21 protein-coding genes are annotated in these 23,257 nt (G+C 68.9%); 9 read left to right on the plus strand and 12 right to left on the minus strand.

Annotated elements, in window-relative coordinates:
- Nucleotide 1: 1 nt before the first annotated feature.
- Complete coding sequence (locus tag ACIRRA_RS36955) at nucleotides 2-376, minus strand: aldolase/citrate lyase family protein (protein ID WP_402778075.1); 375 nt, start codon at nucleotides 374-376, stop codon at nucleotides 2-4.
- Nucleotides 373-1,560 carry a CaiB/BaiF CoA transferase family protein gene (locus tag ACIRRA_RS36960; protein ID WP_402778078.1) on the minus strand — a complete coding sequence of 396 codons (1,188 nt, stop codon included), beginning with the start codon at nucleotides 1,558-1,560 and terminating at the stop codon, nucleotides 373-375. The genes ACIRRA_RS36955 and ACIRRA_RS36960 overlap by 4 nt, the downstream gene beginning before the upstream one ends.
- A gap of 163 nt (nucleotides 1,561-1,723) precedes the next feature.
- On the opposite strand from ACIRRA_RS36960, the gene ACIRRA_RS36965 reads away from it, so the two are divergent.
- Complete coding sequence (locus ACIRRA_RS36965; protein WP_402778081.1) at nucleotides 1,724-1,951, plus strand: GntR family transcriptional regulator; 228 nt, start codon at nucleotides 1,724-1,726, stop codon at nucleotides 1,949-1,951.
- Nucleotides 1,952-2,013: 62 nt separating this feature from the next.
- Here ACIRRA_RS36965 and ACIRRA_RS36970 read toward each other — a convergent pair whose 3' ends face one another.
- The gene (locus ACIRRA_RS36970) at nucleotides 2,014-3,429 is read right to left on the minus strand and encodes an amidase (protein ID WP_402778084.1); all 1,416 of its coding nucleotides are present in this window, start codon (nucleotides 3,427-3,429) and stop codon (nucleotides 2,014-2,016) included.
- Nucleotides 3,430-3,730: 301 nt separating this feature from the next.
- Here ACIRRA_RS36970 and ACIRRA_RS36975 point away from each other — a divergent pair, with 301 nt between their 5' ends.
- Nucleotides 3,731-4,630, plus strand: a complete 900-nt coding sequence (locus tag ACIRRA_RS36975; RefSeq protein WP_402778087.1) for a response regulator transcription factor — start codon at nucleotides 3,731-3,733, stop codon at nucleotides 4,628-4,630.
- Between the two features lie 18 nt (nucleotides 4,631-4,648).
- On the opposite strand, the gene ACIRRA_RS36980 is transcribed toward ACIRRA_RS36975, so the two are convergent.
- The 8 genes from ACIRRA_RS36980 to ACIRRA_RS37015 all read right to left on the minus strand — a co-directional run bounded on the left by ACIRRA_RS36980 (nucleotide 4,649) and on the right by ACIRRA_RS37015 (nucleotide 12,581).
- Nucleotides 4,649-4,780, minus strand: a complete 132-nt coding sequence (locus ACIRRA_RS36980) for a hypothetical protein (protein WP_402778090.1) — start codon at nucleotides 4,778-4,780, stop codon at nucleotides 4,649-4,651.
- Between the two features lie 10 nt (nucleotides 4,781-4,790).
- Entirely contained in the window at nucleotides 4,791-6,464 is a 1,674-nt protein-coding gene (locus ACIRRA_RS36985; RefSeq protein WP_402778092.1) for an indolepyruvate oxidoreductase subunit beta family protein, read from the minus strand.
- A complete protein-coding gene (locus ACIRRA_RS36990; RefSeq protein WP_402778095.1) occupies nucleotides 6,461-6,991 on the minus strand; it encodes a hypothetical protein in 531 nt (176 codons plus the stop codon). The genes ACIRRA_RS36985 and ACIRRA_RS36990 overlap by 4 nt, the downstream gene beginning before the upstream one ends.
- 63 nt (nucleotides 6,992-7,054) lie before the next feature.
- Nucleotides 7,055-8,626, minus strand: coding sequence for a thiamine pyrophosphate-dependent enzyme (locus tag ACIRRA_RS36995; RefSeq protein ID WP_402778098.1), 1,572 nt, complete (start codon nucleotides 8,624-8,626; stop codon nucleotides 7,055-7,057).
- 12 nt (nucleotides 8,627-8,638) lie between these two features.
- A complete protein-coding gene (locus ACIRRA_RS37000) occupies nucleotides 8,639-9,409 on the minus strand; it encodes a cyclase family protein (RefSeq protein ID WP_402778101.1) in 771 nt (256 codons plus the stop codon).
- Nucleotides 9,410-9,507: 98 nt separating this feature from the next.
- The gene (locus ACIRRA_RS37005; protein WP_402778103.1) at nucleotides 9,508-11,136 is read right to left on the minus strand and encodes a phytoene desaturase family protein; all 1,629 of its coding nucleotides are present in this window, start codon (nucleotides 11,134-11,136) and stop codon (nucleotides 9,508-9,510) included.
- A 141-nt stretch (nucleotides 11,137-11,277) separates the two neighbouring features.
- Nucleotides 11,278-11,715 carry a cupin domain-containing protein gene (locus tag ACIRRA_RS37010; RefSeq protein WP_402778106.1) on the minus strand — a complete coding sequence of 146 codons (438 nt, stop codon included), beginning with the start codon at nucleotides 11,713-11,715 and terminating at the stop codon, nucleotides 11,278-11,280.
- Nucleotides 11,712-12,581, minus strand: coding sequence for a fumarylacetoacetate hydrolase family protein (locus ACIRRA_RS37015; protein ID WP_402778109.1), 870 nt, complete (start codon nucleotides 12,579-12,581; stop codon nucleotides 11,712-11,714). The genes ACIRRA_RS37010 and ACIRRA_RS37015 overlap by 4 nt, the downstream gene beginning before the upstream one ends.
- A 174-nt stretch (nucleotides 12,582-12,755) precedes the next feature.
- Here ACIRRA_RS37015 and ACIRRA_RS37020 point away from each other — a divergent pair, with 174 nt between their 5' ends.
- From ACIRRA_RS37020 to ACIRRA_RS37035, 4 genes are read left to right on the plus strand one after another with little or no spacing between them, the layout of a single operon-like run.
- Nucleotides 12,756-13,160: a RidA family protein gene (locus ACIRRA_RS37020; protein WP_402778111.1), complete on the plus strand. Its 405-nt coding sequence runs from the start codon at nucleotides 12,756-12,758 to the stop codon at nucleotides 13,158-13,160.
- A 35-nt stretch (nucleotides 13,161-13,195) separates the two neighbouring features.
- Nucleotides 13,196-14,809, plus strand: coding sequence for an AMP-binding protein (locus ACIRRA_RS37025; protein ID WP_402778114.1), 1,614 nt, complete (start codon nucleotides 13,196-13,198; stop codon nucleotides 14,807-14,809).
- On the plus strand, nucleotides 14,806-15,297 hold the full coding sequence (locus tag ACIRRA_RS37030) for an acyl-CoA thioesterase (RefSeq protein WP_402778117.1): 492 nt from the start codon (nucleotides 14,806-14,808) through the stop codon (nucleotides 15,295-15,297). The genes ACIRRA_RS37025 and ACIRRA_RS37030 overlap by 4 nt, the downstream gene beginning before the upstream one ends.
- Before the next feature lie 7 nt (nucleotides 15,298-15,304).
- Nucleotides 15,305-17,710 (plus strand): bifunctional salicylyl-CoA 5-hydroxylase/oxidoreductase, encoded by a 2,406-nt coding sequence (locus tag ACIRRA_RS37035; protein WP_402778120.1) that lies wholly within the window; start codon nucleotides 15,305-15,307, stop codon nucleotides 17,708-17,710.
- 102 nt (nucleotides 17,711-17,812) lie between these two features.
- On the opposite strand, the gene ACIRRA_RS37040 is transcribed toward ACIRRA_RS37035, so the two are convergent.
- Complete coding sequence (locus ACIRRA_RS37040) at nucleotides 17,813-18,811, minus strand: AraC family transcriptional regulator (RefSeq protein ID WP_402778123.1); 999 nt, start codon at nucleotides 18,809-18,811, stop codon at nucleotides 17,813-17,815.
- A 213-nt stretch (nucleotides 18,812-19,024) separates the two neighbouring features.
- Between ACIRRA_RS37040 and ACIRRA_RS37045 the strand changes: the two genes are divergently transcribed.
- The 3 genes from ACIRRA_RS37045 to ACIRRA_RS37055 are packed head-to-tail and all read left to right on the plus strand — an operon-like array spanning nucleotide 19,025 to nucleotide 22,806.
- Nucleotides 19,025-19,834, plus strand: coding sequence for an SDR family oxidoreductase (locus ACIRRA_RS37045; RefSeq protein WP_402778126.1), 810 nt, complete (start codon nucleotides 19,025-19,027; stop codon nucleotides 19,832-19,834).
- Between the two features lie 27 nt (nucleotides 19,835-19,861).
- Nucleotides 19,862-21,091: a styrene monooxygenase/indole monooxygenase family protein gene (locus ACIRRA_RS37050; protein WP_402778129.1), complete on the plus strand. Its 1,230-nt coding sequence runs from the start codon at nucleotides 19,862-19,864 to the stop codon at nucleotides 21,089-21,091.
- Nucleotides 21,088-22,806, plus strand: coding sequence for a flavin reductase (locus ACIRRA_RS37055; RefSeq protein ID WP_402778132.1), 1,719 nt, complete (start codon nucleotides 21,088-21,090; stop codon nucleotides 22,804-22,806). Before ACIRRA_RS37050 ends, ACIRRA_RS37055 begins: the two co-directional genes overlap by 4 nt.
- Nucleotides 22,807-23,257 lie beyond the last annotated feature (451 nt).

Here is a 23,257-nt window from a genome sequence, read left to right on the forward strand (position 1 = left end):
TTCAGGTCCTCCGAGAAGCGGGTGTCGTAGGCCTTGGTGGCGTCGACACTGGACATGTTCGATAAGTGGCGACGAATTGGGCCGTCTTGTCGGCCTTGGCTGGGTCGATTGCCGCCGTGTGCGGGGTGGCCTTCACAATCGGCTCCCAGCTCAGGGTGAACTGCAGTCGGTCATCTCCGGGAACCGGGGTCGCAGCAGCGCCGCCATCGGCCGCCGCGAGGAATTCGGCCACGCTCGCGCGGGCCCGGGTCTTGCGTGACTCGGCGACCGCGTCCTGCAGGTCCAGCGCCACCACCGCCGCGCCGGAGGCCATGGCGTTGACCATCCGGTCGGGCCGGTCGCCGGGGACATACAGCCAGGTGCCCGGGCATCTCATGCCACCACACCGGCTTCCCGCCAGGTGCGGATCTGCTCGTCGGAGAAGCCGAGCGAGCCCAGCACCGCGTCGGTGTCCGCGCCCGGCGCACGCCCGGCCCAGCGGATCGCGCCCGGGGTCTGGGAGAGCCGGAACAGCACATTCTGCACGGCCACCGTGCCGAGGTCGGGATCAGGCAGTCGGACAATGGTTTCCAACGCCTTGTACTGCGGGTCGTCGAAGATGTCGGCGATGTCGTAGACCGGGGAGATCGCGGCCTGGGCCTCGGTGAAGGCCTGGATCACAGCCGCGGCGTCGCGGTCGGCGATCCAGGCGGCCACCGCGCCGTCGACCTCGTCGACGTGCTGGACACGGCCGTACCCGCTGGCGAACCACGGCTGCTCCATCAGATCAGGGCGGCCCACCAGGGTCATCACCCGCTCGGCGATGGACTGAGCGCTGGTCGACACCGCCAGCCAGCGGCCGTCGCGGGTGCGGTAGATATTGCGCGGGGCATTGTTGTCCGACCGGTTCCCGGTGCGGCGCGGCACCGTGCCGAGCGCATCGTAGGTGGTTATCTGCGCGCCCAGCATCATGAGAATGGGTTCGATGATGGCCAGGTCCACCACCTGGCCCCGGCCGGTGCTCTCCCGCTGAGCCAGCGCCACCATGATCGCGAAAGCCGTTGCCAACCCGGCGATTCCGTCGGCGAGTGCCAGCGGCGGCAGGGTCGGCGGCCCGTCGGGCTCGCCGGTCATGGCGGCGAATCCGCTCATGGCCTCGGCCAGGGTGCCGAATCCGGGCTCGTGCGAGCGCGGCCCGAACTGGCCGAAGGCGGTGACACGGGCGATCACCAGCCTCGGATTGATCTCGTGCAGCACCTCCGGTCCGAGGTTCCAACGCTCCAGGGTGCCGGGCCGGAAATTCTCGATCAGGACATCGGTGTCGGCGAGCAGGGCTCGCGCGATGGCCTGCCCCTCCGTCGCCGACAGGTCCACGCCGATCGGGCGCTTGTTGCGGCCCAACTGTTTCCAGACCAGGCCCACCCCATTCTTGCTCGCGCCGTGGCCTCGGCTGGGATCGCCGCGACGCGGGTGTTCGATCTTGACGACATCGGCGCCGAAGTCCGCCAGCATCGTTGCCGCCAGTGGCCCGGCGAACAGGGTCGCCGCGTCCACCACCTTCAGTGACTCGAGACACATCATGGGCATTAACTTATAAGTTATAAGATTAGCCGTCAAGGGGTCGCCGCGGGCACCACGATCAGGACAGCGGCACGAGAGCAGGAGGCTCGATTCGATGGCACGGCGAAGCGCGAACGCCGCAACCGGAACGGCGTCATCCGCCACCGGGTCCACCGGACCCGACATGACCTATGCCGCCGTCAAGCCCCCGGGCAGCCGCGCGGGCTACGTGCAGGAGGCGTTGCGGTCGGAAATCCTCAGCGGCGCAATGCCTCCCGGCACGCCTATCCTGCAAGACAAAGTCGCCGAGCGGCTCGGCGTCTCCATCACCCCGGTGCGCGAGGCCCTGCGCCGTCTCACTCGAAGCCGGAGACGCTGCAGGCGACGCCCGACATCTACTCTTGCAAAATAGAGAACAGGCGACCGCACAGCAGATTTCTTTTGCGCGGCCTCCTTTTTCCTGGCGACGAACAGCTACTGGCCGCTGACGAACGGGTCGATCGGCGTGTGGACGCCGACTGCCGCCTCCAGCACCTCGGCCGCGGACAGCGCCCGGTCCTCGCGGAAGGCCGCGGCCATCAGTTGGACCCCGACGGGCATGCCGTCGGCGAATCCGCCGGTGGTCGCGACGGCGGGCAGCCCGAGGGCATTGGCGGGCATGACCGGCCGCAGCAGTTCCAGGGTGGCCAAGGAATGATCCGGATCGACGACGTCCCAGCCGTGTTCGAAGCCGGGCCGGGCCCAGATCGGCGACAGGATCAGCGGGTAGTCGAGGAAGAACTCCGACCACAGGCGTTGCAGGCGCTGCCGCTGGATCAACACCCCGATATAGCCATCCCGGTCCAGGGCCGGGATCTCGTCGAAGGCGGCCAGCACGAAATCCTTTCCCTGCTGGCCCAGGATCTGCGCGAGCCCGGGCCACATGATCCGTACATCGGTCATGAGGAAGCGGCGCCACAGGTCGAGCACCGCCTCGTACTCCGGCGGGGTGACCTCCTCGACCTCGTAGCCCGCGGTGGCCAGCTGAGCGCCCGCCTGCCGGACCACGTCGGCGACTCTGGAATCGGTACTGCCGCCGGGCGGTTCGGCGATCAGGGCCACCCGCACGCGCTGCGCGGCATCGGGGTGGTGCAGCGGCGCGGGGACGCTGATCGGGTCGCGGGGATGCGCGCCGGAAAGAATCCCGTAGCCGAGGCGGACGTCGGCGACGGTACGGGCCATCGGCCCCGCCACCCCCATGAGCTGGATCGACGGCGGCAGGTCCCTCGGCTCGAGATCGGTGGCCTGCGGGATGCGGCCGGTGGTCGGCTTCAGCGACGAAATTCCGCAGCAGTGCGCGGGATTGCGCAGTGAGCCGCCCAGATCATTGCCGACCCCCAGCGGAGACATACCAGACGCCAGCGCCGCCGCCTCGCCGCCGGAGGATCCACCCGCCGTGCGCCCGCGCCGCCACGGATTGTTGGTGGTGCCACGCAGCGAGCTCTCGGTCGCGATCCGCAATCCCGAGTCGGGCATGTTCGTGCGCCCGAGGACGATTGCCCCGGCCGCGCGCAGCCGCTCGACCACGGGGGCGTCCTGGGCCGCGATCGCGCCCGCGAGCGCGGCCATGCCCTGGGTGGTGGCGGTGCCGGCGACGTCGATGTTCTCCTTGATGGTGACCGGAACCCCGTGCAGCGGACCGAGTTCCGCGCCCTCGGCGACCGCCCGATCGGCCCGGCGGGCACCGTCGCGGGCCTCCTCGGTGAGGACGACGGTCACGGCGTTGAGTTCCGGGTTGACCTCCTCGATGCGCGCCAGGTGCGCCTCGACCACCTCGCTCGCGGATACCGCGCGATCCCGGATCAGCGCCGCGAGCTCGCCTGCCCCTTTACGCCACAATTGCTCACCCATGCCGGAATCTCCTCTGCACTCTGGTCCGAACACCGAATCGCTATTCGTTGCGAGTCATCCTGACCGTCGAGGCACGGCACGACCATCGGTCGATTCACCGATTTCTTGTATCACCCGAGTTTGCGCTCGGATCGCTCGCGGGACTGCTAGCCTCGGGTCAGCTCAGCGGATTCACGGAAAGCGCACGCCCACGAAAGTTCACGACCACCTCGCGCCCGGATGTACGGAAGCAGCTGCGGCACAGGAAGATTCGCCTCCGCCTGACCTCGATCCCGAGATCGGCGAACAGGCCGCGCAGTTGATGGACACCCTGCGTGGATTCACCGCCGCCCAGGCGGTGGCGGTCATCGTGTTCGATCCGCTGGACGCGGCCGGCCGCCATCACGTGCTGGCCAGCCACGGCTACTCCGCCGCGCTCCTGCGGCACGCCACCACGGGTTTCGGCGCCGATAGCGTGACCTATCAGCTGGTCAGCACGGTGCCGCACGCAGTGCGGTGGCGCGATTTCCGCGATGACTGGCACATCGACGTGACCGATACCGTCACCGGCAGGCTGCTGATTCCGGCGGGCTTCCGGGAGGGCGCGTCGGCCGCGCTGCAGGTGCGCGGCGGTCGCTACGTCGGGTCGGTGCATGTCAGCTGGACCCGGGCCGACGCCGCCACCGACCGGCGGCGCGAGGCCATCGACCGGCTGCTGCCGGTTTTCGCCAATGCTTGCGACCTCATGAAGGAACCGAATCTGCTGGCCCGCCGGCTCGATCCATCGACCCATGCGCGGGTGCGCACAGCCGCGGGCGGCGTCGATCTCGATCAGCGCGAGCCAGGCCCACACCTGTGCGACGGTGCCGCGCTGTGGACCCTGCTCGCTCACGCCCCGGAGGCCGGGCGATTCCTGTGGCTCGACGCCGAAAGAGCCTGCCACCGTGTCGAACTCATTCCGGGTCGGCGTGGCGAGGTGCTGGTCACCGAGCATCGCATCGCCCGCCCGCACGGGCTGACCATCCGTGAACTGCACACCCTGCACCTGGTCACGCTGGGCGACACCAATATGGGGATCGCGGCTCGGCTGGTGGTCAGTCCCAAGACCGTCGCGACCCATATCGAACATCTCCTCGCCAAGCTGCACTGCGGTTCCCGTGCCGAGCTCGCCGCCCGCGCGGTCCGTGAGGGACTGCAGTTGCTCGCGCCGCCCGGCCGGTGACCGACTGCCGGGCGCGCTTCAGGCCTTCAGGCCGTGGCGCGTGACGTGGACGATGTGGAAGGTGATCAGCCCGGCGGGGACCACGAGCCAGGACAGCTCGACGAACGCCGGGGGCAGTGTCGCGTTCTGCGGTGCGGGCTCGTGGAACACCGCGCCCAGCTCAATTGGTGAAGAGACCGTCGACGCGCGGGGTATGTGAGGGCGGTGTCGGGTGGTTCGGCTCGGGAACCGTCGTGAGGAGTTCGGCGGTGAGGGCGGCACCGGATTCGTCGGCGAGCGCGGCCGCTCTGAGCGCGGCCAGCCGTGCGGCGGCGTCTGTGTGGTCGGCCAGGGCAAGGGCCGCGTGCATGAGCTTGCCGAAACTCTCGGCGCCGTGTTCGTAGGTGGCACCGTAGCCTTTGAGCACGCGCTGGCATTCCAGGATCTCGCGGGCGAACTCGGCGTCGAGAGCCGCGGCGGCCGCGGCCGTGTGCAACCACTGGTCGATGGCTTCCTGCTCACGGGCGTACCGCAGTGAGCGCGGGCGCAGCGGGCGCAGCCGGGCCGTCAGCGACAGCGCCGTGTAGCCGGTGATCGAGCTGGTGTTGACGATCATGCCCCGGTGGGTCAGCCGGCGGACCAGGCGCCCGAATGTGTTGGACCGGTGCAGGATCGAGCCGAGCCGGACCGGCATGGTGTCGGTGATCTCGTCGATCTGCGGATGCAGATACTCGCGGACCTGGATGAGCTGGCCGGGTTCGGCGCTCGCCTCGGCCCGGATGCGGTCCGTGCGGTGGCGTCGGATCTTCTGCAGCGCAACCTGAATCGTGTCCTGGTAGCACATCCACAAGGCCAGCTGCCGCGCTGCTTCCAGGGTGAGCCGGGCCTCTCCGCCGCGGTCGGGGTCGACCGCCGCGAATTCGGCGACGCGCCGCAGATAGAGCCGGGCATACCGCGGATTCTGATAGACGGCGGTGCGTACCAGACCGTGCAGGATCATGGACCGGGACGCCGGCGGCATGTCGGTGACCGTCCGTGCGAGTTCCCGGAGTCGCGGGCCTACCAGCGCACCCGGATCGGTCGCCGCGATCTCGTTGCGGCGCCGCTCCTCTCGGGCCTTGCGCTCCTCGGCGGTAAGGGGCTTGGGGATGAGGGTCAACTCCACCGGCTGCGCGGCGTTGGGTCGGCTCGCGGGTTCGATCGTTGCCGCGGCCGCGGCGAGGCCATCGGCGAACGCCCGTAGTGACTGCTCGACGCCCTTGCCGAACGTGCGGATCGGTGTTTCGCACTGCTCCCGGGTGAACGGCAGCAGTCCGGACCCGGCCACCGCGCCGAACAGGGCCGCGCTGATCACACTGCGATGCTGTTCGGCGACCGCCATGAAATCGGTTGCGATCAAACGCTTCGCACCGCGGCGGGCGGTGTCCAGCAGTGCCGTGCCGTCGACGCGACCATCGCCGAGCGCCATTTTCTCGTCGATCGAATAGACCCTGTGCGTGGAGGTGATCAGCGTGGTCCGATCCGGGGTCGAGAAGCCGCGTTGCACGGCGCGCGCGGCCTCCATCAGCTCCGAGGCGATGACGATGTCGACTTCGCCGGGAGTGGGGAAGACGCTCAGTACCGGTTCCGCCCGTCCGGTGCCCGTGGTTTCGCGCGCCGGGCGCGGGAGCAGCTCCACGTAATAGACGGTGGCTCCGGTGCGTTGGGCCACGCCGGGCACCGACGTGGTCTGCGCATAGTAGTCGGCGGCCTCGGCGACCTCCACGATCCAGTCGGCGAGCACGCCGCCGCCTTCGCCGCCCATGGCCAGAATCGCGATCGTGAGTGGGCGCTGCCCGGTGTACCAGCTTGTCATCTCGCCGCTTCCAATCCGGCCGCGCGGCGTTCGACGCCGCGGGAGAGCATGGTGATCCACCAGGAGCGCATCCGCGCCAGCAGGCGATCCCGGCGGGTGGGGTTGTACACGACATCGGTGCGGTAGAACGAGGGACACAGCACCGCCGCATGCGCGTTCGCGCCGCACACACCGCAGCCGACGCAACTGTCGAGCACGGTGGCGATGGGATCGGTGCGCATCGGATCGGGGTTGTCGGTGATGGTCAGCGACGGGCAGCCGGAGACCCGGATGCAGGCGTGATCGCCGGTGCAGGTCTCCGGGTCGACCCCGAATCGTTCCCGGACCACCCGCTCGCCCGCCTTCAATGCCTGTGCCCGCTGCGGCTTTTCGCGGCGTTGCCGGTTGAGCTGGCATTCGCTCTGCATGACAAGGACTTTCGGTCCCGGCTCGTGGGTGGTGAGTCCTTCGATGAAGGTGTCGCGCACGGTGGTGACGTCGTAGGTGTCGTCGATAGTCTTGGCCCACCCGACTCCGATGCCGCGCACGGCCTGCTCGATCGGGTGTTTGGTGGAGCGCGCCGGTGTTTCGGCGTGGGAGGACAGGACGTCCTAGCCTCCGGTGGCGGCGGCGTAGTCGTTGTCCACGACCACCAGCAGCTGGTCGTTGCGGTTGAACACAGCGTTGCCGACGCCGCTGGTCAGGCCGTTGTGCCAGAAACCGCCGTCGCCCATGATCGCGATGGTGCGTTGGTCGGAGTCCTTCGAGTTCAGTGCCGAGGCCGCGGCCGAGCCGAGCCCGTATCCCATGGTGGTGGCACCGATATCGAAAGGCGCGTTGATCGAGAACAGATGGCAGCCGATATCGGCGCTGACATGATGCTGCCCGGTCTCTCGTTCGGCGAGTTTCAATCCGCTGAAGATCGGTCGTTCCGGGCATCCGGTGCACAGCCCGGGCGGACGCGGACGCACCAGGTCCGGCTCGACCCGCGCGGCGAACGGGCTGGCCGGATCGTCGGCCGGGCGCAGTAATGCGGGTTCGGCGGTGATCGCCGCCGGCAGGTAGTCGGTCAGGAACCGGTGCAGTCCCCGGGTGAGTACCAGTGAGGTGTACTCGCCGGCCATGGTGAACATGTCCTTGCCGTGCAATGCGGTCGGTATGCCGGCGCGGCGCAGGATCGTATTGATGTTCTGCTCGATGAAGTCCGGCTGGCCCTCTTCGACCAGCAGCACCGCGCGTTTGCCCGCGCAGAATTCGATGATCTCCTCGTCGATCACCGGGTAGGCGACGTTCATGACGTACAGCGGAACCTTGGTGTCGCCGAAGGCATCCGAGCATCCGAGCAGTTCCATCGACCGGTTGAGGGTGTTGTAGAGCCCGCCCTGGACGATGATGCCGACATCGGCGAGGTCCTCGCCGAACACTTCGTTGAGCCGGTGCTCGCGGATGTAGTCCACCGCCGCGGGCCACCGGTTCTCGATTTTCTCCTTCTCGTGTTGAAAGCTGGACGGCGGCAGGACGATTCGGGTCACGTCTCGGGTCGGTCGCCGGGTCGCCTCGGTCACGGTCATTGGCGGCCGCCTGTTGTCCGAGGCCGTGAACGTCCCGTGCAGGTGACACGAGCGCAGCCGCAGCAGCAGGAACACCGGGGTGTTGCTGGCCTCCGACAGCTCGAATCCGGATTCGACCGCGTTCACTATCGCGGTGATGTCGGGCCGCGGATCCAGCAGCCACATCTGTGATTTCATCGCGAATGCGTGCGAGCGTTCCTGCATGATGCTCGAGCCCTCGCCGTAATCCTCGCCCAGAATGACGAGTGCTCCGCCGGTGACGCCGCCACTGGCCAGATTGGCCAGGGCGTCGGCAGCAACGTTGGTGCCCACGGTCGACTTCCATGTCACCGCGCCACGTAGCGGATAGTGCACCGAGGCGGCCAGCATCGCCGCCGCGGTGGCCTCTGAGGCACTGTTCTCGAAATAGACGCCCAGCTCGTCGAGTACGTCCTTGGAATCGCCGAGCACGTCCATCAGATGGGAGATCGGTGCGCCCTGATAGCCGCCGACATAGGCGATGCCGGACTGCAGCAGCGCCTTGGTAACGGCCAGGATGCCCTCCACGTGCAAGGTGGTGCCTGCACCCTGTCGGAGTTTGCCGACCTCGTTCGCGAATGACCGCTCCGCCATGGCCTTTTCCTCCTACTCGGCGCTGCGCTCGACCAGGGCCAGCACCCGCGCGGGGCTGCCGGAACCGCCGACGATCGGCAGCGGGGAGACGATCAGCAGGGCACCGGTAGCGGGCAGCCGACCGAGATTGCGCAAGCTGGTCAGGCCCCATTTGCCCGCGCCCAGCAGCATGCTGTGGCAGGGGAAGGCCGGTTCGAAGCCCGCCGCCGCGCCCGCATCGGTGCCGACGGTCTCCACCCCGAATCCGGTCAGGGTGGACTCTTCGGCCAACCAGGTGGCGCATTCGACGGAGACGCCGGGCGTATGCCCGGCGTTGGTGAACGCGATGGCGTCCTCGCCGCGCGCGTCCCACCCGGTGCGGTACAGCAGCCAGCCGCCCTCGGGGAGCGGGCCGTGCTGCTTCTCCCAATGCCGAATGTGGTCGATCTCCAACAGGAAATCCGGATCGGCGGTGGCCTCGGCGGTCATGTCGATGACCGCCGCGGGCGCGACCAGCGTGTGCAGCGGAGCCTGGGAGACATCGTGGCCGTCGCGGCCGCTGACCCAGTGCACGGGCGCGTCGAGGTGGGTGCCGGTGTGCTCGCCGGTGTGGATGTTGTTCCAGTACCACCCGGGACCGCGATCGTCGTAGCGGCTGATCTCCTCGAGCCGGAACGGGAGGGTGTTGGCCAGCGGGGGCGGCAGCTCGAGGATCGGCGTGGACTCACGAAGTGGAGTGGTCAGATCGATGATGTCGACAGCGCCGGAGCGGGTCGCGTCTACGACGGCGTTGAGCAGGGACATCGCGACTCCTGAAAGTGAGAGAACTGATGGGATGAGTGTGATTCGGCCGACACTGACCGGCTATCCGCAGGACGCGGACGTCGTCCGCCGCGCGCCGATCATCGGCCGCGCCGGTCCCGGGTAGGGAGCGGCCCACGCAGCCGGTGCGGCCGGGTGAGCGCGTGCGCGACCAGATGTCCTGAGCCGCCGCCCAACCCGGGCCCCGGATGCGTCGACGCGCCGATCTGCCACAGGCCGCGTACGGGCGTGGCATGGCGTCCGACCGACGGCAGGGGCCGCCACAGGTAACTCTGGTCCACCTCGCACGCACCTCCGTACGGATCGCCGCCGACGGCATTGGGATTGTGGGCGGCCAAGTCGGCCGGGGTGATGACGTCGACCGCGACCACCTTCCCCGGTAGGTCCGGGGCATGGGTGGCGATCCGCGCGAGCACCCGATCGGCGAATCCACGCCCGAGCCGCGGTGTCCACCCGTCGGCGGTGTCGAGTTCCCCGGCGGCGTCCCCGCGCGGGCTGAACGGGAGTTCCTGCAGTTGCAGCCAGAGCGCGGCGGTCCCCTCCGGCACCCGGGTGGGGTCGAGCACATACTGTTGGCCGACCACGACGGTCGGACGGCGGGGGAGCAGCCCGGCTTCGGCTTCGGCACAGGCGATTCCGGTGCTGCCGGATCCGTCGGAGAGATGAATCAGCGGAATGTCGCGCAACCGGGCGTCGCGCCAGTCCAGCGGTGCCGAGAGCGCCACATGGATCTGCATCTCCGCGCGGCCGTAGCGAAACGCCGCGGCTTCGGCGCGAACGGAGTCGGGCACCGCGTCGGGCGGCAAGAGGTTGCCGTACAGGGCGGTCGGGGTCACCGAGGCGAGCACGGCGCGCCGTGCGCGCAGGGTGCGGTCCGGTGTCACGACGCCGGTCGCGCGGCCGTGCTCGACGAGAATGCGCTCGACCGGAGTCGACGTCCGAATCTGCACGCCGAGGGAATCCAGCAGCGACCTGAAGGCGGTGAGCAACCCGGCCGAGCCGCCGGCCACGATCGGCAGTCCGGCACCATGCAGGGTGGCCGCGAGCAACGGGATCATCAGACCGCCGGAGGCATGGTCCGGGGACAATCCGGCGTGCAGCAGCCACGGTGTGAACAGGTGGTCGACCTCGGGGCCCTGGAATTCGCGGCGTACGTAGCCTCGACCGCTGGTGGCCGCGGTGCGCAGCCAGTCCTCGGTGCCGCGTCGGCCATTGCCGCGCAGCAGTCCGGCCAGCGGGACGAGCGCAGGCGCCGAACGCAATTCGGCGTTCATCAGACCGCCGATCGAGGTTGCGCTGTCGGCGAGCCGGCCCAGCATCGCCAGGTACGCGTCGCGGTCTGCGGCGTGCGCGAACTGCGCGGCGGTGCGTTCCGGATCGCGATGCGCCAGCGAGACCCGCCCGTCATCGGCGAGACTTGCGGTCACCCACCCGTCGGTGTTGCGGTACTCGAGTCCGTGATCGTGCAGGGCCGGGCCGAGTTCGGCGTAGGCCGGTCCGGACACGAACATCGGATGCCACGACGAGTAGGTGTCGTGCCGGTAGCCGGGCAGCGTGCGTTCCTCGGTGGCGATGAAACCACCGATCTCGCTCTGGCCTTCCAGCAGCAGCACCGACCAGCCGGCGCGCGCCAATTCGGTCGCGGCCACCAGGCCGTTGATCCCGGAGCCGACGACGATCGCGTCGGCATCGGTTGTGATGTCGGTCATAGCTCGCACGGTAGGGCCGGCGCGGGCGCGGAGCTATACAGTCCGCGCGCAGGCTATCCGGATTCCGTCCCTCGGTGCGCGACGAGAGATCGGCTGTGGCACTGTGCGGTCCGGGCCGGCCATCCGGCCCGGACCCGTTGGTCACGCCCGGCGGTACCCCGCCAGGATCGAATCGTCGACGTCGGGGAGGTTGACGACGATATTGTCCGGGGTGCGGCAGGTCAGCCAGACCAGCTGTTCGGTCGTGCTCATATTGACCTCGACGTGCGGCATGAACGGCGGCACGAACACGAAGTCGCCCGCGCTCATGTCGACATGCTCCTGGTAGTTCTCGCCGTAGTAGATACGGGCCGTGCCGGTGAGCACGTAGCCGCCGGTCTCGGCCTCGCCGTGGTGGTGCGGCAGCGAGCGGTAGCCGGGCTCGTTGGTCACCTTGCCGTACCAGATCTTGGTGGCCGGGGTGTGCTGCGGGCTCACGCCCGAGACCCGTACCGCGCCACCGGATTGCGCCGTCCCGGTGTATTCCTCGCCGGACCGGGTGACGATCGGGGCGATCCCGGTGGTGATGTCGCTGGTCATCGTGTTTCCTTTCCGTCCCGCGACGCGGGCTCGATTTCGGTGGGGGAGTGGGCGATTCGGTTGCGGAGCAGCCCGATGCCCTCGATCTCGGTCTCGACGACGTCGCCTGGACGCAGGTAGCGCGGCGGGTCCGCGGCGATGCCGACGCCGCCGGGGGTGCCGGTCAGGACCAGATCGCCCGGGCGCAGCACGGTGAAGGCCGAGATATAGGACAGCAGTGTCGCCGGGTCGAAGACCAGATCGTCGGTGCGGCCGACCTGTTCCTCGTCGCCGTTGACCCGGCAGGTGATGCGCAGACCGTCGCGGGGATCGGCCTCGTCGGGCGTCACCAGTTCCGGGCCCAGGGGAGTGGTGGCGTCGAATGCCTTGCCCTGCAACCACTGTGGGGTTCGGCGCTGCCAGGAGCGCACCGAGAAGTCGTTCGCCACGGTGTATCCCGCGATGGCCGCCTGCGCGGTGCCGGGATCGGCGCGGCGCAGGGTGGCGCCGACGACGACAGCGAGCTCGGCCTCCCAGTCGAACAGGACCTCCTCGGCCGGGCCGGGCAGCGCGATATCGGCATCCCAGGCGGTGAGGGTGTCGGCGAATTTCGCGAAGAGCGTAGGGAATTCGGGAGTCCGGTGGCCCAGTTCGGCGATGTGGGCGCGGTAGTTGTGGCCGCAGCACACGATCTTCGACGGCGCGGTGACGACCGGGGCGGCCCGCCCCGGCGGTGCGGGCCGGGCGTCGGGCGGCGGTTGGCTCGGGCGCGCCGGGTCGCGGAGCAGGGCGCCGACGTCGGCGGCAGTGGTCGCGTACCACTGCCCGTCGTGACGGATGTCGGCGCGGCTGCCGCCGTCGCCGCTGAGAACTGTGCGCAAACGCATCGCTGGAGACTCCAGGAGTTCGGCCGGGCTTGCCCGTGGCGGGTTCGAACGCTCGCCGGCGAGTGACTATGTAGCGTTCTATTGACGCTGGTAAATGTAACACCATATTGTGGGGTGGGCCACCCCCATTGAATCGGCTCGCCGCCCGGTGGGTCTCCGCGAGAAAGAGGCGAAATGTTCGTCGACCACATCAATCCGCCCGAACTGCCGAAACCGTCCGGCTTCTCCCATGCGACGCGCTCCGGCGACATCGTTCACCTGGCAGGGCAGACGGCCCTGACGCCGGAGGGAACGATCGTCGAGGGCGGGATCCTCGCCCAGTTCCGGCAGGCGCTGACCAATGTGCTCACCGCGCTCGAGGCGGCCGGCGGCAAGCCGCAGCACCTGCTCTCGGTAACCATCTACCTGCTCGACATCCCCGGATACCAGGCCGTGGGCAAGGAGATCGGGCGGATCTGGCGGGAGCTGGTGGGCGAGGCGTACCCGGCCATGGCCGGCATCGGCGTCACTGCGCTCTGGCAGCCCGAGGCGCTGGTGGAGATCCAAGCCGTGGCCGCCCTGGGTTCCGACCGGTCCTGAGCGCGCGGCTCAGCAGTTCGAAAGGGCCGAGTCGCATGCTCACCCCCTCCGCACACGACGACACCTTCTGCCGGGACCACCTCCCGCCCGTGGCCGACTGGCCCGATCTGATCCTCGATCCGGACGGGCCGCGCCACCCCGACCGGCTCAACTGCGCGAGCGCCCTGCTCGACGCGGCGGTGGCCGCCCACGGCCGGGCCCGGCCGTGCCTGCACTCCGACAGCGAAACCTGGACCTACGGTGACCTGCTCGACCGCGCGAATCAGATCGCGCACGTCCTCACAGACGACTACGGCCTGGTCCCCGGCAACCGCGTCCTGCTGCGCGCACCCAACACCGCATGGCTGGTCGCCTGCTGGTTCGGCGTGGTCAAGGCCGGCGGGGTGGTGGTGACCACCATGCCCCTGCTGCGCGCGCCCGAACTGGCCAAACTGGTCGAGCTGACCCGCCCGGCGCTGGCGCTGTGCGATCACCGCCTGCTCGACGAACTGGCCGCGGCGGACCCCGAGCTGCCGATCTGCGCGTTCGGCGGACCCGATGCGGACGACCTGATCCGCAGGGCCGCAACGAAACCGGTGGACCACACCGATGTGCAGACTGCCACCGACGACGTCGTGCTGCTCGCCCCTACATCAGGCACGACCGGAATTCCCAAGGCGACCATGCACTTCCATCGCGATGTGCTGGCCATCGCCGACACCTTCTCCGCGCGGGTACTGCGCCCGCACCGCGACGACGTCTTCGCCGGAACACCGCCGGTGGCATTCACCTTCGGCCTCGGCGGGCTGGTGATCTTCCCGCTCGCGGTGGGTGCGTCGGTGGTGCTGCTGGAGAAACCCGAACCCGAGGCGCTGGTGGCAGCCATCGAGAAGTTTTCGGTCACAGTGCTTTTCACCGCGCCGACCGCCTACAAAGCGCTGCTCAAGCGCGACGATCCGGACCGCCTGCGATCGCTGCGGCGGTGCGTGTCGGCGGGTGAGCATCTGCCCCTGGACGTCTTCGAACGGTTCCGGGAGCGAACCGGGCTCGCAATCATCAATGGAATCGGCGGCACCGAGATGCTGCACGTGTTCATCGCCGCCGCCGACGACGATATCCACCCCGGGTCCACCGGCAAGGTCGTGCCCGGCTTCCGCGCCGAAATTCAGGACGAGGACGGTCATCCGGTGCCCGACGGCACGCCCGGCGTACTCGCGGTGCGCGGACCGACCGGGTGCCGGTACCTGGCCGACGACCGGCAGCGGGAGTTCGTGCGCAATGGCTGGAACCTGACCGGAGACACCTACACTCGCGACGCCGACGGCTACTTCTGGTACCACGCGCGCAATGACGACATGATCGTCTCCGCCGGCTACAACATCGGTGCTCCCGAGGTCGAGGCGGTCCTCGATCAGCACCCGGACGTCGTGGAGAGCGCGGTGATCGGGATACCGGACGAGGACCGCGGCATGATCGTGCACGCGGCGGTGGTCCTGCGCCCGGGCGTCCCCGGCGATGTCGAGAAGATCCGCGAGCTACAGGATTTCGTCAAGAAGACCGCAGCGCCGTACAAGTACCCGCGCAGCATCGAATTCGTCGACGGCCTGCCCCGCAATCCCAGCGGCAAGCTGCTGCGCTTCCGGCTGCGCGAACGGTGGGCCGCGCGATGACCGGCATCGTCGTCGACCGCGTCGTGGACTGGCAGGACACCGACGCGGCGGGCCACTACCACCACAGCACGGTGGTGCGGTGGGTCGAGGCGGCCGAGGCGGCACTGCTCGAATCACTCGGGCTGCGTGGGCTGTTCGGCAGCATTCCGCGGGTCCGATACGAGGTCGACTACCTTGAACGACTCTGGTTCGGCGATACCGCCTCCATCGACCTGACGGTCAGCGCCGTGGGCCGCTCCTCGGTGCGCTACGAGTTCGTCATCCGCAGGATTCCGGCCGAGAGCCGCGCGCTCGCACCGGAACCGCCCGCCATCGCCGCCCGCGGCGCGCTCACCGCCGTGTACGCGCCCGAGGCCATGGGCGGCTCCCAACCGTGGCCCGCGACCATCGCCACCGCCTTGCGCGACGGCCCGCCGCCCGGATTCGGCGCGTTCGAAACCGACGGGTGGCCAACCGATTCCGAACCGACTTCGACCCGACAAATGTGAGGCTTCCATGCGTATCGCAGTGATCGGCGGTGGGCCCGCAGGGCTGTACTTCTCCGCCCTGATGAAACAACTCGACCCGACCCACGACATCACCATCTGGGAGCGCAACGCCCCCGACGACACCTTCGGCTTCGGCGTGGTCTTCTCCGACGAGACCCTCGGTGGCATCGAACACGCCGACGAACGCATCTACCGGGCGATGGGTGAACGCTTCGCCCGCTGGAGCGATATCGACATCAACTATCGCGGGGAGGTCCGCACCTCCGGCGGCCAGGGCTTCGCGGCAATGAGCCGCAAGGAGCTGCTGGGCATCCTGCAGCGGCGTTGCGTCGAGCTCGGCGTCACCGTGCACTTCCGTTCGCTCGCACCCGATGTCGAGGAGCTCACGGCGACACATGATCTGGTGCTGGCGGCCGACGGCTTGAACTCGGCGGTGCGCACGCGGTACGCGGACATCTTCGGTCCCGACCTGGATCGGCGCCACAACAAGTACATGTGGCTGGGCACCGACCGGGTGTTCGAGGCGTTCGAATTCTTCATCGCGCACACGCCTTACGGGGTCATGCAGGTGCACGGCTACCCCTTCAGCGCCGAGCAGAGCACCTTCATCGTCGAGATGCACGAATCTGTCTGGCACAAAGCCGGATTCGACGCCTTCGCCGACCGCGAATTCCGGCCCGGTGAGAACGATGAGAAATCCATCGCCCTGCTGTCGGAGATCTTCGCCGACGAGCTGGGCGGCCACGGCCTGCAGGCCAACAATTCGCGGTGGATCGACTTCACCACCGTCCGCAACCGGACCTGGCGGCACGGTAATGTCGTCTTGATCGGCGACGCCGCGCACACCGCGCACTTCTCCATCGGCTCGGGCACCAAACTCGCCATGGAGGACGCCCTCGCACTGGCCGCCTGCCTGCACGAGAACGACTCCGTCGCCACCGGACTCGAAGCCTACGAGCAGGAGCGCCGGCCCGTCGTGGAGTCCATCCAGCGCGCGGCGCAGGCCAGCCTGGAATGGTTCGAATCCATCGGGCAGTACGCCGAGCAGACGCCGGACCAGTTCGCCTTCAACCTGCTCACGCGTAGCCGCCGCATCACCTACGACAATCTGCGGCTGCGCGACAACGGGTTCGTCGACCGGATCGACGGGTGGTACCTCTCGAGCCAGGACGAATCGCCGCACGATCGGGACGGCGTAGGCGGCGAGACCCGCCCGCCCATGTTCTATCCCTTGCGGCTCAAGGGTATCGAGCTGCCCAATCGGGTCCTGGTCTCGCCGATGGACATGTACTCCGCCGTGGACGGCGTGCCGACCGATTTCCATCTGGTGCACCTCGGCGGCAAGGCGCTCGGCGGCGCGGGGCTGGTGATGACCGAAATGGTGTGCGTGTCCCCGGAAGGGCGTATCACGCCCGGTTGCGCGGGTCTGTACACCGAGGAACAAGAGCGCGCGTGGGCGCGCGTCACGGACTTCGTGCACACCCATTCCCGTGCGAAGATCGGTGTGCAGCTGGGGCATTCGGGCCGCAAGGGGTCCACGAAGGTGATGTGGGAGGGTATCGACGATCCGCTGCCGACCGGCGGCTGGGAAACCGTCGGCCCCTCGGCGCTGCCCTACGGACCCGGCAGCCGCGCCCCGCGCGAGATCACTCGTGAGGAGATGGGCGAGATCGCCGCGCAGTTCGCCGAATCCGCGGGCGCGGCCGCCCGCGCCGGGTTCGACCTGCTCGAACTGCACTGCGCCCACGGGTATCTGCTGTCGTCGTTCCTGTCGCCGCTGGCGAATCGGCGTACCGATGAGTTCGGCGGCTCACTCGCGAACCGGCTGCGGTTCCCGCTGCGCGTCTTCGACGCGGTCCGGGCGGCGTGGCCCACGGATCTGCCGCTGTCAGTGCGTATTTCGGCCACCGACTGGGCCGAGGGCGGCACCACCGTCGACGACGCGGTAGAGATCGCGCGCGCCTTCGCCGAACACGGCGCCGACGTGTTGCACGTGTCGTCGGGCCAGGTGGTCAAGCATGAGAAGCCCGCGTTCGGTCGCAGTTATCAGACGCCGTTCGCCGACCGGATCCGCCAGGAGATCGGAGTGCCCTACGGTGTCGCCGTGGTGGCGGTCGGTGCCGTCTCCTCCTATGACGATGTGAACTCGGTGCTACTGGCCGGGCGCGCGGATCTGGTCGCCATCGGCCGTGCGCATCTGTGGGATCCCCAGTGGACCCTGCACGCCGCGGTGGATCAGGGCTATGCCGGGGCGGGGGCCGAATGGCCTGCGCCCTTCCGTGCGGGGAACCGGAAACCGCCCTCCGGCCGCACCGACGGGCCGCCCCCGCGGCTGCAATTGATCCGCGCGGCCGACGCCCCCGCGACCGCCCAGCGGCGCTGGCAGCCCCGGCAGCCGGTCCCGCAACCCTGAGGACACCGCATCGTTCCCCCGCCCGGGTACCGGGCGGGGGAACGGTTGTGTATGTATCGTATTCGACTGGCCGCCAGGAGGATTCGTCGGGTTCGAGCGAATCTAGGCGCGTGCCGCGCGATCCCGCTCCAGGCGAAGCGTCTGCGAGGGCGATTCGCCATAGCGGCTGCGATACAGCACCGAGAACCGGCCCGGGTGCAGGAATCCCCACCGGATGGCGATATCGGTGACGGTTGCGTTCGTCGGATCCGCCTGCAGCAGATCGGTCCGCACCCGCCGCAGCCGCACCTCACGCAGGTACGCCATCGGCGTGGTGTCGTAGTAACGGCGAAAGCCGTCCTGGAGTGTCCGGGTGCCCACGCCGACCGCATCGGCGATGTCGTCGATGGTCAGCGGTTCGTGTGCGTGCGCGTCGATCAGTTCCGCGGCGCGCGCGATGGGCCGGGCCACGATGGGCCGCGGGCGGTCTTCGAGTTCGTCGCGGTAGTTGTTCGGCTGGCCGAGCAGCAGCTGGCTCACCAGCAGTCCAGCGAACTCCCGGACCGGTATCGAGTCCGGTGCCGCAGCCGAACCGACGGCATCGGTGAGCAGCTTGAGTAGCCCACCCCAGGTGCGCCCGGCGGGCGTCGTGAGATCCATTCGCGGCTGGAATACCAAGGGGGCGAGCGGCTCCCGGCCGAGCTTCTTGCGCAGCGTGTCCTGCACGACGGTGCGGTCCAGGCGCAGCAGCAGTTGCCGGTTCGCATCCTCCCACGACATCGACACCCGTGGCCCGGGTTCCAACACCGAGGCGATATCCGGTGTGGAGGTGAAACTCTCGGCGCCGACGGTGATCGTGGCGCGGCCGGCGAGGGGCACCTGGATGAGATAGAAGTCGTCGAGATCGCACGGGTCGATGCGCACGTCGGCGCCGTACTCCAGGTAGTACACGCCCGCGCTGCTCCAGTGCAGGCCGTGGAAGTGGGCGTCGAGGCCGGTGGCGCCGCTCAGCGGCGAGAGTCGGTGATCGCAGAACGCCTCGCCGACGGCGGCGCGCACGAGATCGGGATCGTCGGAGGCGGCGAGGCAGTATCCGGCCAGCGGGCGCTCGTCAACGTTCATCCGGCCTCCAGGTTGCTACACATTCTCATATCGTATTCATAACCATCGTCACAACTACGCGTTACCAGTCTGTTCCATTCCGGCGTAGCGCGTGTCAAGAATCGGTCGGATCGACGGCGGATGGACAGACTCCGCGTTTGCGGGATAGCTGAGCATCCGGCCGCTCCCTACCGTGACTCGGGTCACATCGCAGAGTGTAATTCGGAGGGCAAGATGCCAACCCCCATCTCGCTGGCGGGTAAAGCCGCCATCGTCACAGGTGGAGCCACCCTGTTCGGGGCGAGCGTGGTCGCGGAGCTGGTAGCGGCCGGTGCGCACGTCGTCGTCGCGGATATCGACGAGGACGGGGGCACGGCGGTTGCCGATCGATTCGACCGAGCCGTGTTCATCCGCACCGATGTCACCAGCGACGAATCCATCGAGCATTGCGTCGCCGCGACGGTAGAACGCTTCGGCGCACTCGACATCCTGGTCAATCTGGCGTGCTCGTACGGCGACGACGGGCCCGACACCGACCGGGCGACCTGGTTGCGCACGCTGAACGTCAACCTCGTCGGCGCGGTGCTGCTCGCCGCCGCGGCACGGCCCGAGCTGGCGCGCACCCGCGGCACCATCGTCAACCTGAGCTCGATCTCGGCGAAGATCGCACAGGCCGGGCGCTGGACCTACCCGGCCAGCAAGGCCGCCATCGCCCAGGTCACCCGCAGCATGGCGATGGACTACGCCGCCGACGGCATCCGGGTGAACTCGGTGAGCCCGGGCTGGACCTGGTCGAAGATCATGGACGAGCTCTCCGGCGGCGACCGCGCGCACACCGACTCCGTCGCCGCGCCCTTCCACCTGCTCTCCCGCGTGGGCGACCCGGCCGAGGTGGGCCGCGTCATCGCCTTCCTGGCCTCCGACGCCGCCTCGTTCGTCACCGGCGCGGAGTGGTCCGTCGACGGCGGCTACTCCGCTCTGGGCCCCGAGCGCGGCGAGAGCGCGATCCCACGACTCGCCACCGGCACCGCCGCGGCGCGCTGACCCGACATCGAAAACCGAAGGAACACAATGCGTACCATCACCGTCATCGGGGCCGGGCAATCCGGCCTCCAGCTCGGCATCGGGCTGCTGGACGCCGGATACGACGTCCGCATCGTCTCCAACCGCACCGGCGAGGAGATCTCCAGCGGCCGGGTCAGCTCCAGCCAGTGCATGTTCGGCAGCGCGCTCGCCCGCGAACGCGCCCTCGGCCTGGACTTCTGGACCGCGGAATGCCCGGACGTGGAAGGCATCGGCTTCACCGTCCCCGACGGCAATGGCGGCAAGGCGATCTCCTGGGCCGCCCGGCTGGATCTGCCCGCGCAGTCCGTCGATCAGCGGGTCAAGATGCCGCGCTGGATGCGCGAATTCACCGACCGCGGCGGCCGGCTCGACATCCACGACGCCACCCTCGACGACCTCGAGGACTACGCCCGCGAATCGGACCTCGTCCTGGTCGCCGCGGGCAAGGGCGAGATCGCGAAAATGTTCGAACGCGATGCGGCCCGTTCGACTTTCGACCGTCCGCAACGCGCGCTCTCGCTGACCTACGTGACGGGCATGACCCCGCGCGAACCGCATTCGGCGGTGTCGTTCAACCTGATGCCGGGCATCGGCGAATACTTCGTGTTCCCGGCCCTGACCACCTCGGGCCCCTGCGAAATCATGGTCATGGAGGGCGTGCCCGGCGGCCCGATGGACTGTTTCGACGGTGTCGGCGATCCGCAGCAACACCTCGAGACCGCGAAGAAGATCGTGGAGACCTACCTGCCGTGGGAGGCCGAACGCTGCCGCGACCTCGCCCTCACCGATGATCTGGGTGTGCTCGCGGGCCGGTTCCCGCCCACCGTGCGCCGACCCATCGGAGTGCTGCCCTCGGGCACGCCCGTGCTCGGTATGGCCGACGTGGTCGTGCTCAACGACCCCATCACCGGGCAGGGGTCCAACAACGCCGCCAAGTGCGCGTCCTCCTACCTGTCGAGCATCCTCGAGCACGGCGATCGCCCGTTCGACCGGCAGTTCATGCTCGACACCTTCGAAAGGTATTGGGACTACGCCAAATACGTGGTGGACTGGACCAACGGCCTGTTGGTGCCCCCGCCCGAACACGCCCTGGCGCTGCTCGCCGCGGCCGGTGAGAATCCACGCATCGCCCGCCGCTTCGCCAATGGGTTCGACGATCCCCGCGACTTCTTCCACTGGTTCATGGACCCCGACAGCGCGCGGTCGTATCTCGACGACCTCGCCCCGGTGGCATGAACAGCCGCCCACCGCGCCGCGTCGCCATCGTCGGCGCGGGGCAGGCGGGAGCTCTGCTGGCACTGGGGCTGCGCCGGCACGGTGTGACAGTGACCCTGATCGGCGACCGCACCCCCGAGGAGGTGCGCGCCGGGTCGGTGTTGTCGAGCCAATGCCTGTTCGCCTCCGCGGTGCGGGTCATGAACCGGATCATCGACGCCGACGACAGCGACGCCCCCGCCATCGATCGCCTCGCGCTGAGTGTCGACGGAGTCGGGACGGTGGTGTCGGCCTTCGAGAGCCCGGCGCGCTCGATCGACCAGCGCGTGGCGTGCGCGGCCCTGGTCGAGGCGTTCCGCGCCGAGGGCGGTGTCTTCCACGTCGAGGACGTGACCTCGGAACGCTTGGATTCCCTTGCCGCCCAGCACGATCTGACGATCGTCGCGACCGGTGCGGGGGACCTGGGCCGGATGTTCGTCCGTGACCGCGTGCGCTCGCCGCACGACCGGCCGCAGCGCGCGCTGGCCGTGGCGTACGTGCGTGGCCTGCTGCCCGACGAGACCGGTGCCGACCTCACCGTGTCGGTGATGCCGGGCGTGGGAGAGGTGATCACGCTGCCCGCGCTGACCACCTCGGGCCCGTGCTCGATCCTGGTCCTCGAGGCCATCCCCGGCGGACCGATGGACCGCTTCGACGATGTCCGGACACCGCAGGACCAGCTGAGCCGATGCCTCGAGGTGCTCGACGATGCCTTCCCGGAGGTCGCGGCCCGAGCCCGCGACGTCGAGCTCACCGACGACGGCGGCGTGCTACGCGGCCGGTTGACGCCGACGGTGCGGCGGCCGGTGGCGTTCACCGCCGGTGGGCATCCGGTGCTGGGACTGGCCGATGCGGTCGTGCTCAATGACCCGCTGACCGCGCAGGGCGCGAACAACGCCGTACACGCCGCCGGCATCTACCTCGACGCCATCCTGCAGCGCGGCACCCGGGCCTTCGACACCGACTGGATGCACGAGGTGTTCGAATCGTTCTGGCGCAGTTGGGGTCGGTGGTCGGTGGCCTGGACCAATCGCATGCTCACCGCGACCCCCGAGCACGTCCACGACCTGGTGCGGACCGGCATGGGCGAGCCGGCGGTGGCCGGGCTGTTCGCGACCGGCTTCGACGACCCCAGCACCCTGCACGACTGGTGGTTCGACCGCGCCGACGCCGAGCGCATGCTCGCGGCCGTGCGCGCCGACACCCACTCGGTCGATCCGCGCGCCCTGCGAAACGCCTTGGGCCAGTATGCGACCGGTGTCACGGTGGTGACCTCGCGCGCGCCCGACGGCCGCAAGCTCGGGGTGACCGCGAACTCGTTCACCTCGGTCTCACTGGACCCGCCGCTGGTCGCCTGGTGTCCGGCCAAGAAGGCGCCGAGCCTGCCGGATCTGGTGGCGGCGACCCACTTCGCGGTCAATGTGCTCGCCGCGGATCAGCACGAGCTGTCGCGGCAGTTCTCCACACCCGCGCCGGACAAGTTCGCGGGCGTGGCCCACTACGACGGCATCGCGGGAGTCCCATTGCTGGACAACAGCATCGCCCGGTTCCAGTGCCGGACGGTACAGCTCGTGGAGGCCGGCGACCACGTCATCTTCATCGGTGAGGTGGAGCAGTTCGACACGAGTGCGGGTCAGCCGCTCGTCTTCCATTCCGGCGGTTACCGTGTGGCCGCCGACCATCCCGACTTCGTGTGAACCAGGGTGCCCGCCGACCGGGCACCACTACGAAAGAACCGACCACATGGGCGAATACATCGATGTCGTCAAGAAATCCGGCGAACGCTCCGCCACCTAACACCGCGTCGAACTCGGTTACGACGACGCGGGTTTCACCCGCGGGCGGCGGCTGCGCGATGAACTCGACCTCGACCGTGCGGTCGAGGACATCGGCGACACCGTGGCGGCGCTGCGATCGCGCGACGAGCACGCCGGAGGCATCGGCGCGCTCGGCTGCTGCCTCGGCGGGCTGCTGTCCTATCTGGCGGCGCTGCGACTGCCCATCGAGCGTTCTCGTTCAGATCGGGCCGCTGGATCCGGCCGGGCTGCCGGTGTCCGGTGCCGAGCAGGCCCACAAGCTGCTCGACAAGAGCTTGCCCGAATTGATGGCCAGATGGGCGACCAGCGCGGGCAGATATATAGAGTAGTT

This window comes from Nocardia sp. NPDC101769 (genome assembly GCF_044766925.1).
Classification (GTDB): domain Bacteria; phylum Actinomycetota; class Actinomycetes; order Mycobacteriales; family Mycobacteriaceae; genus Nocardia.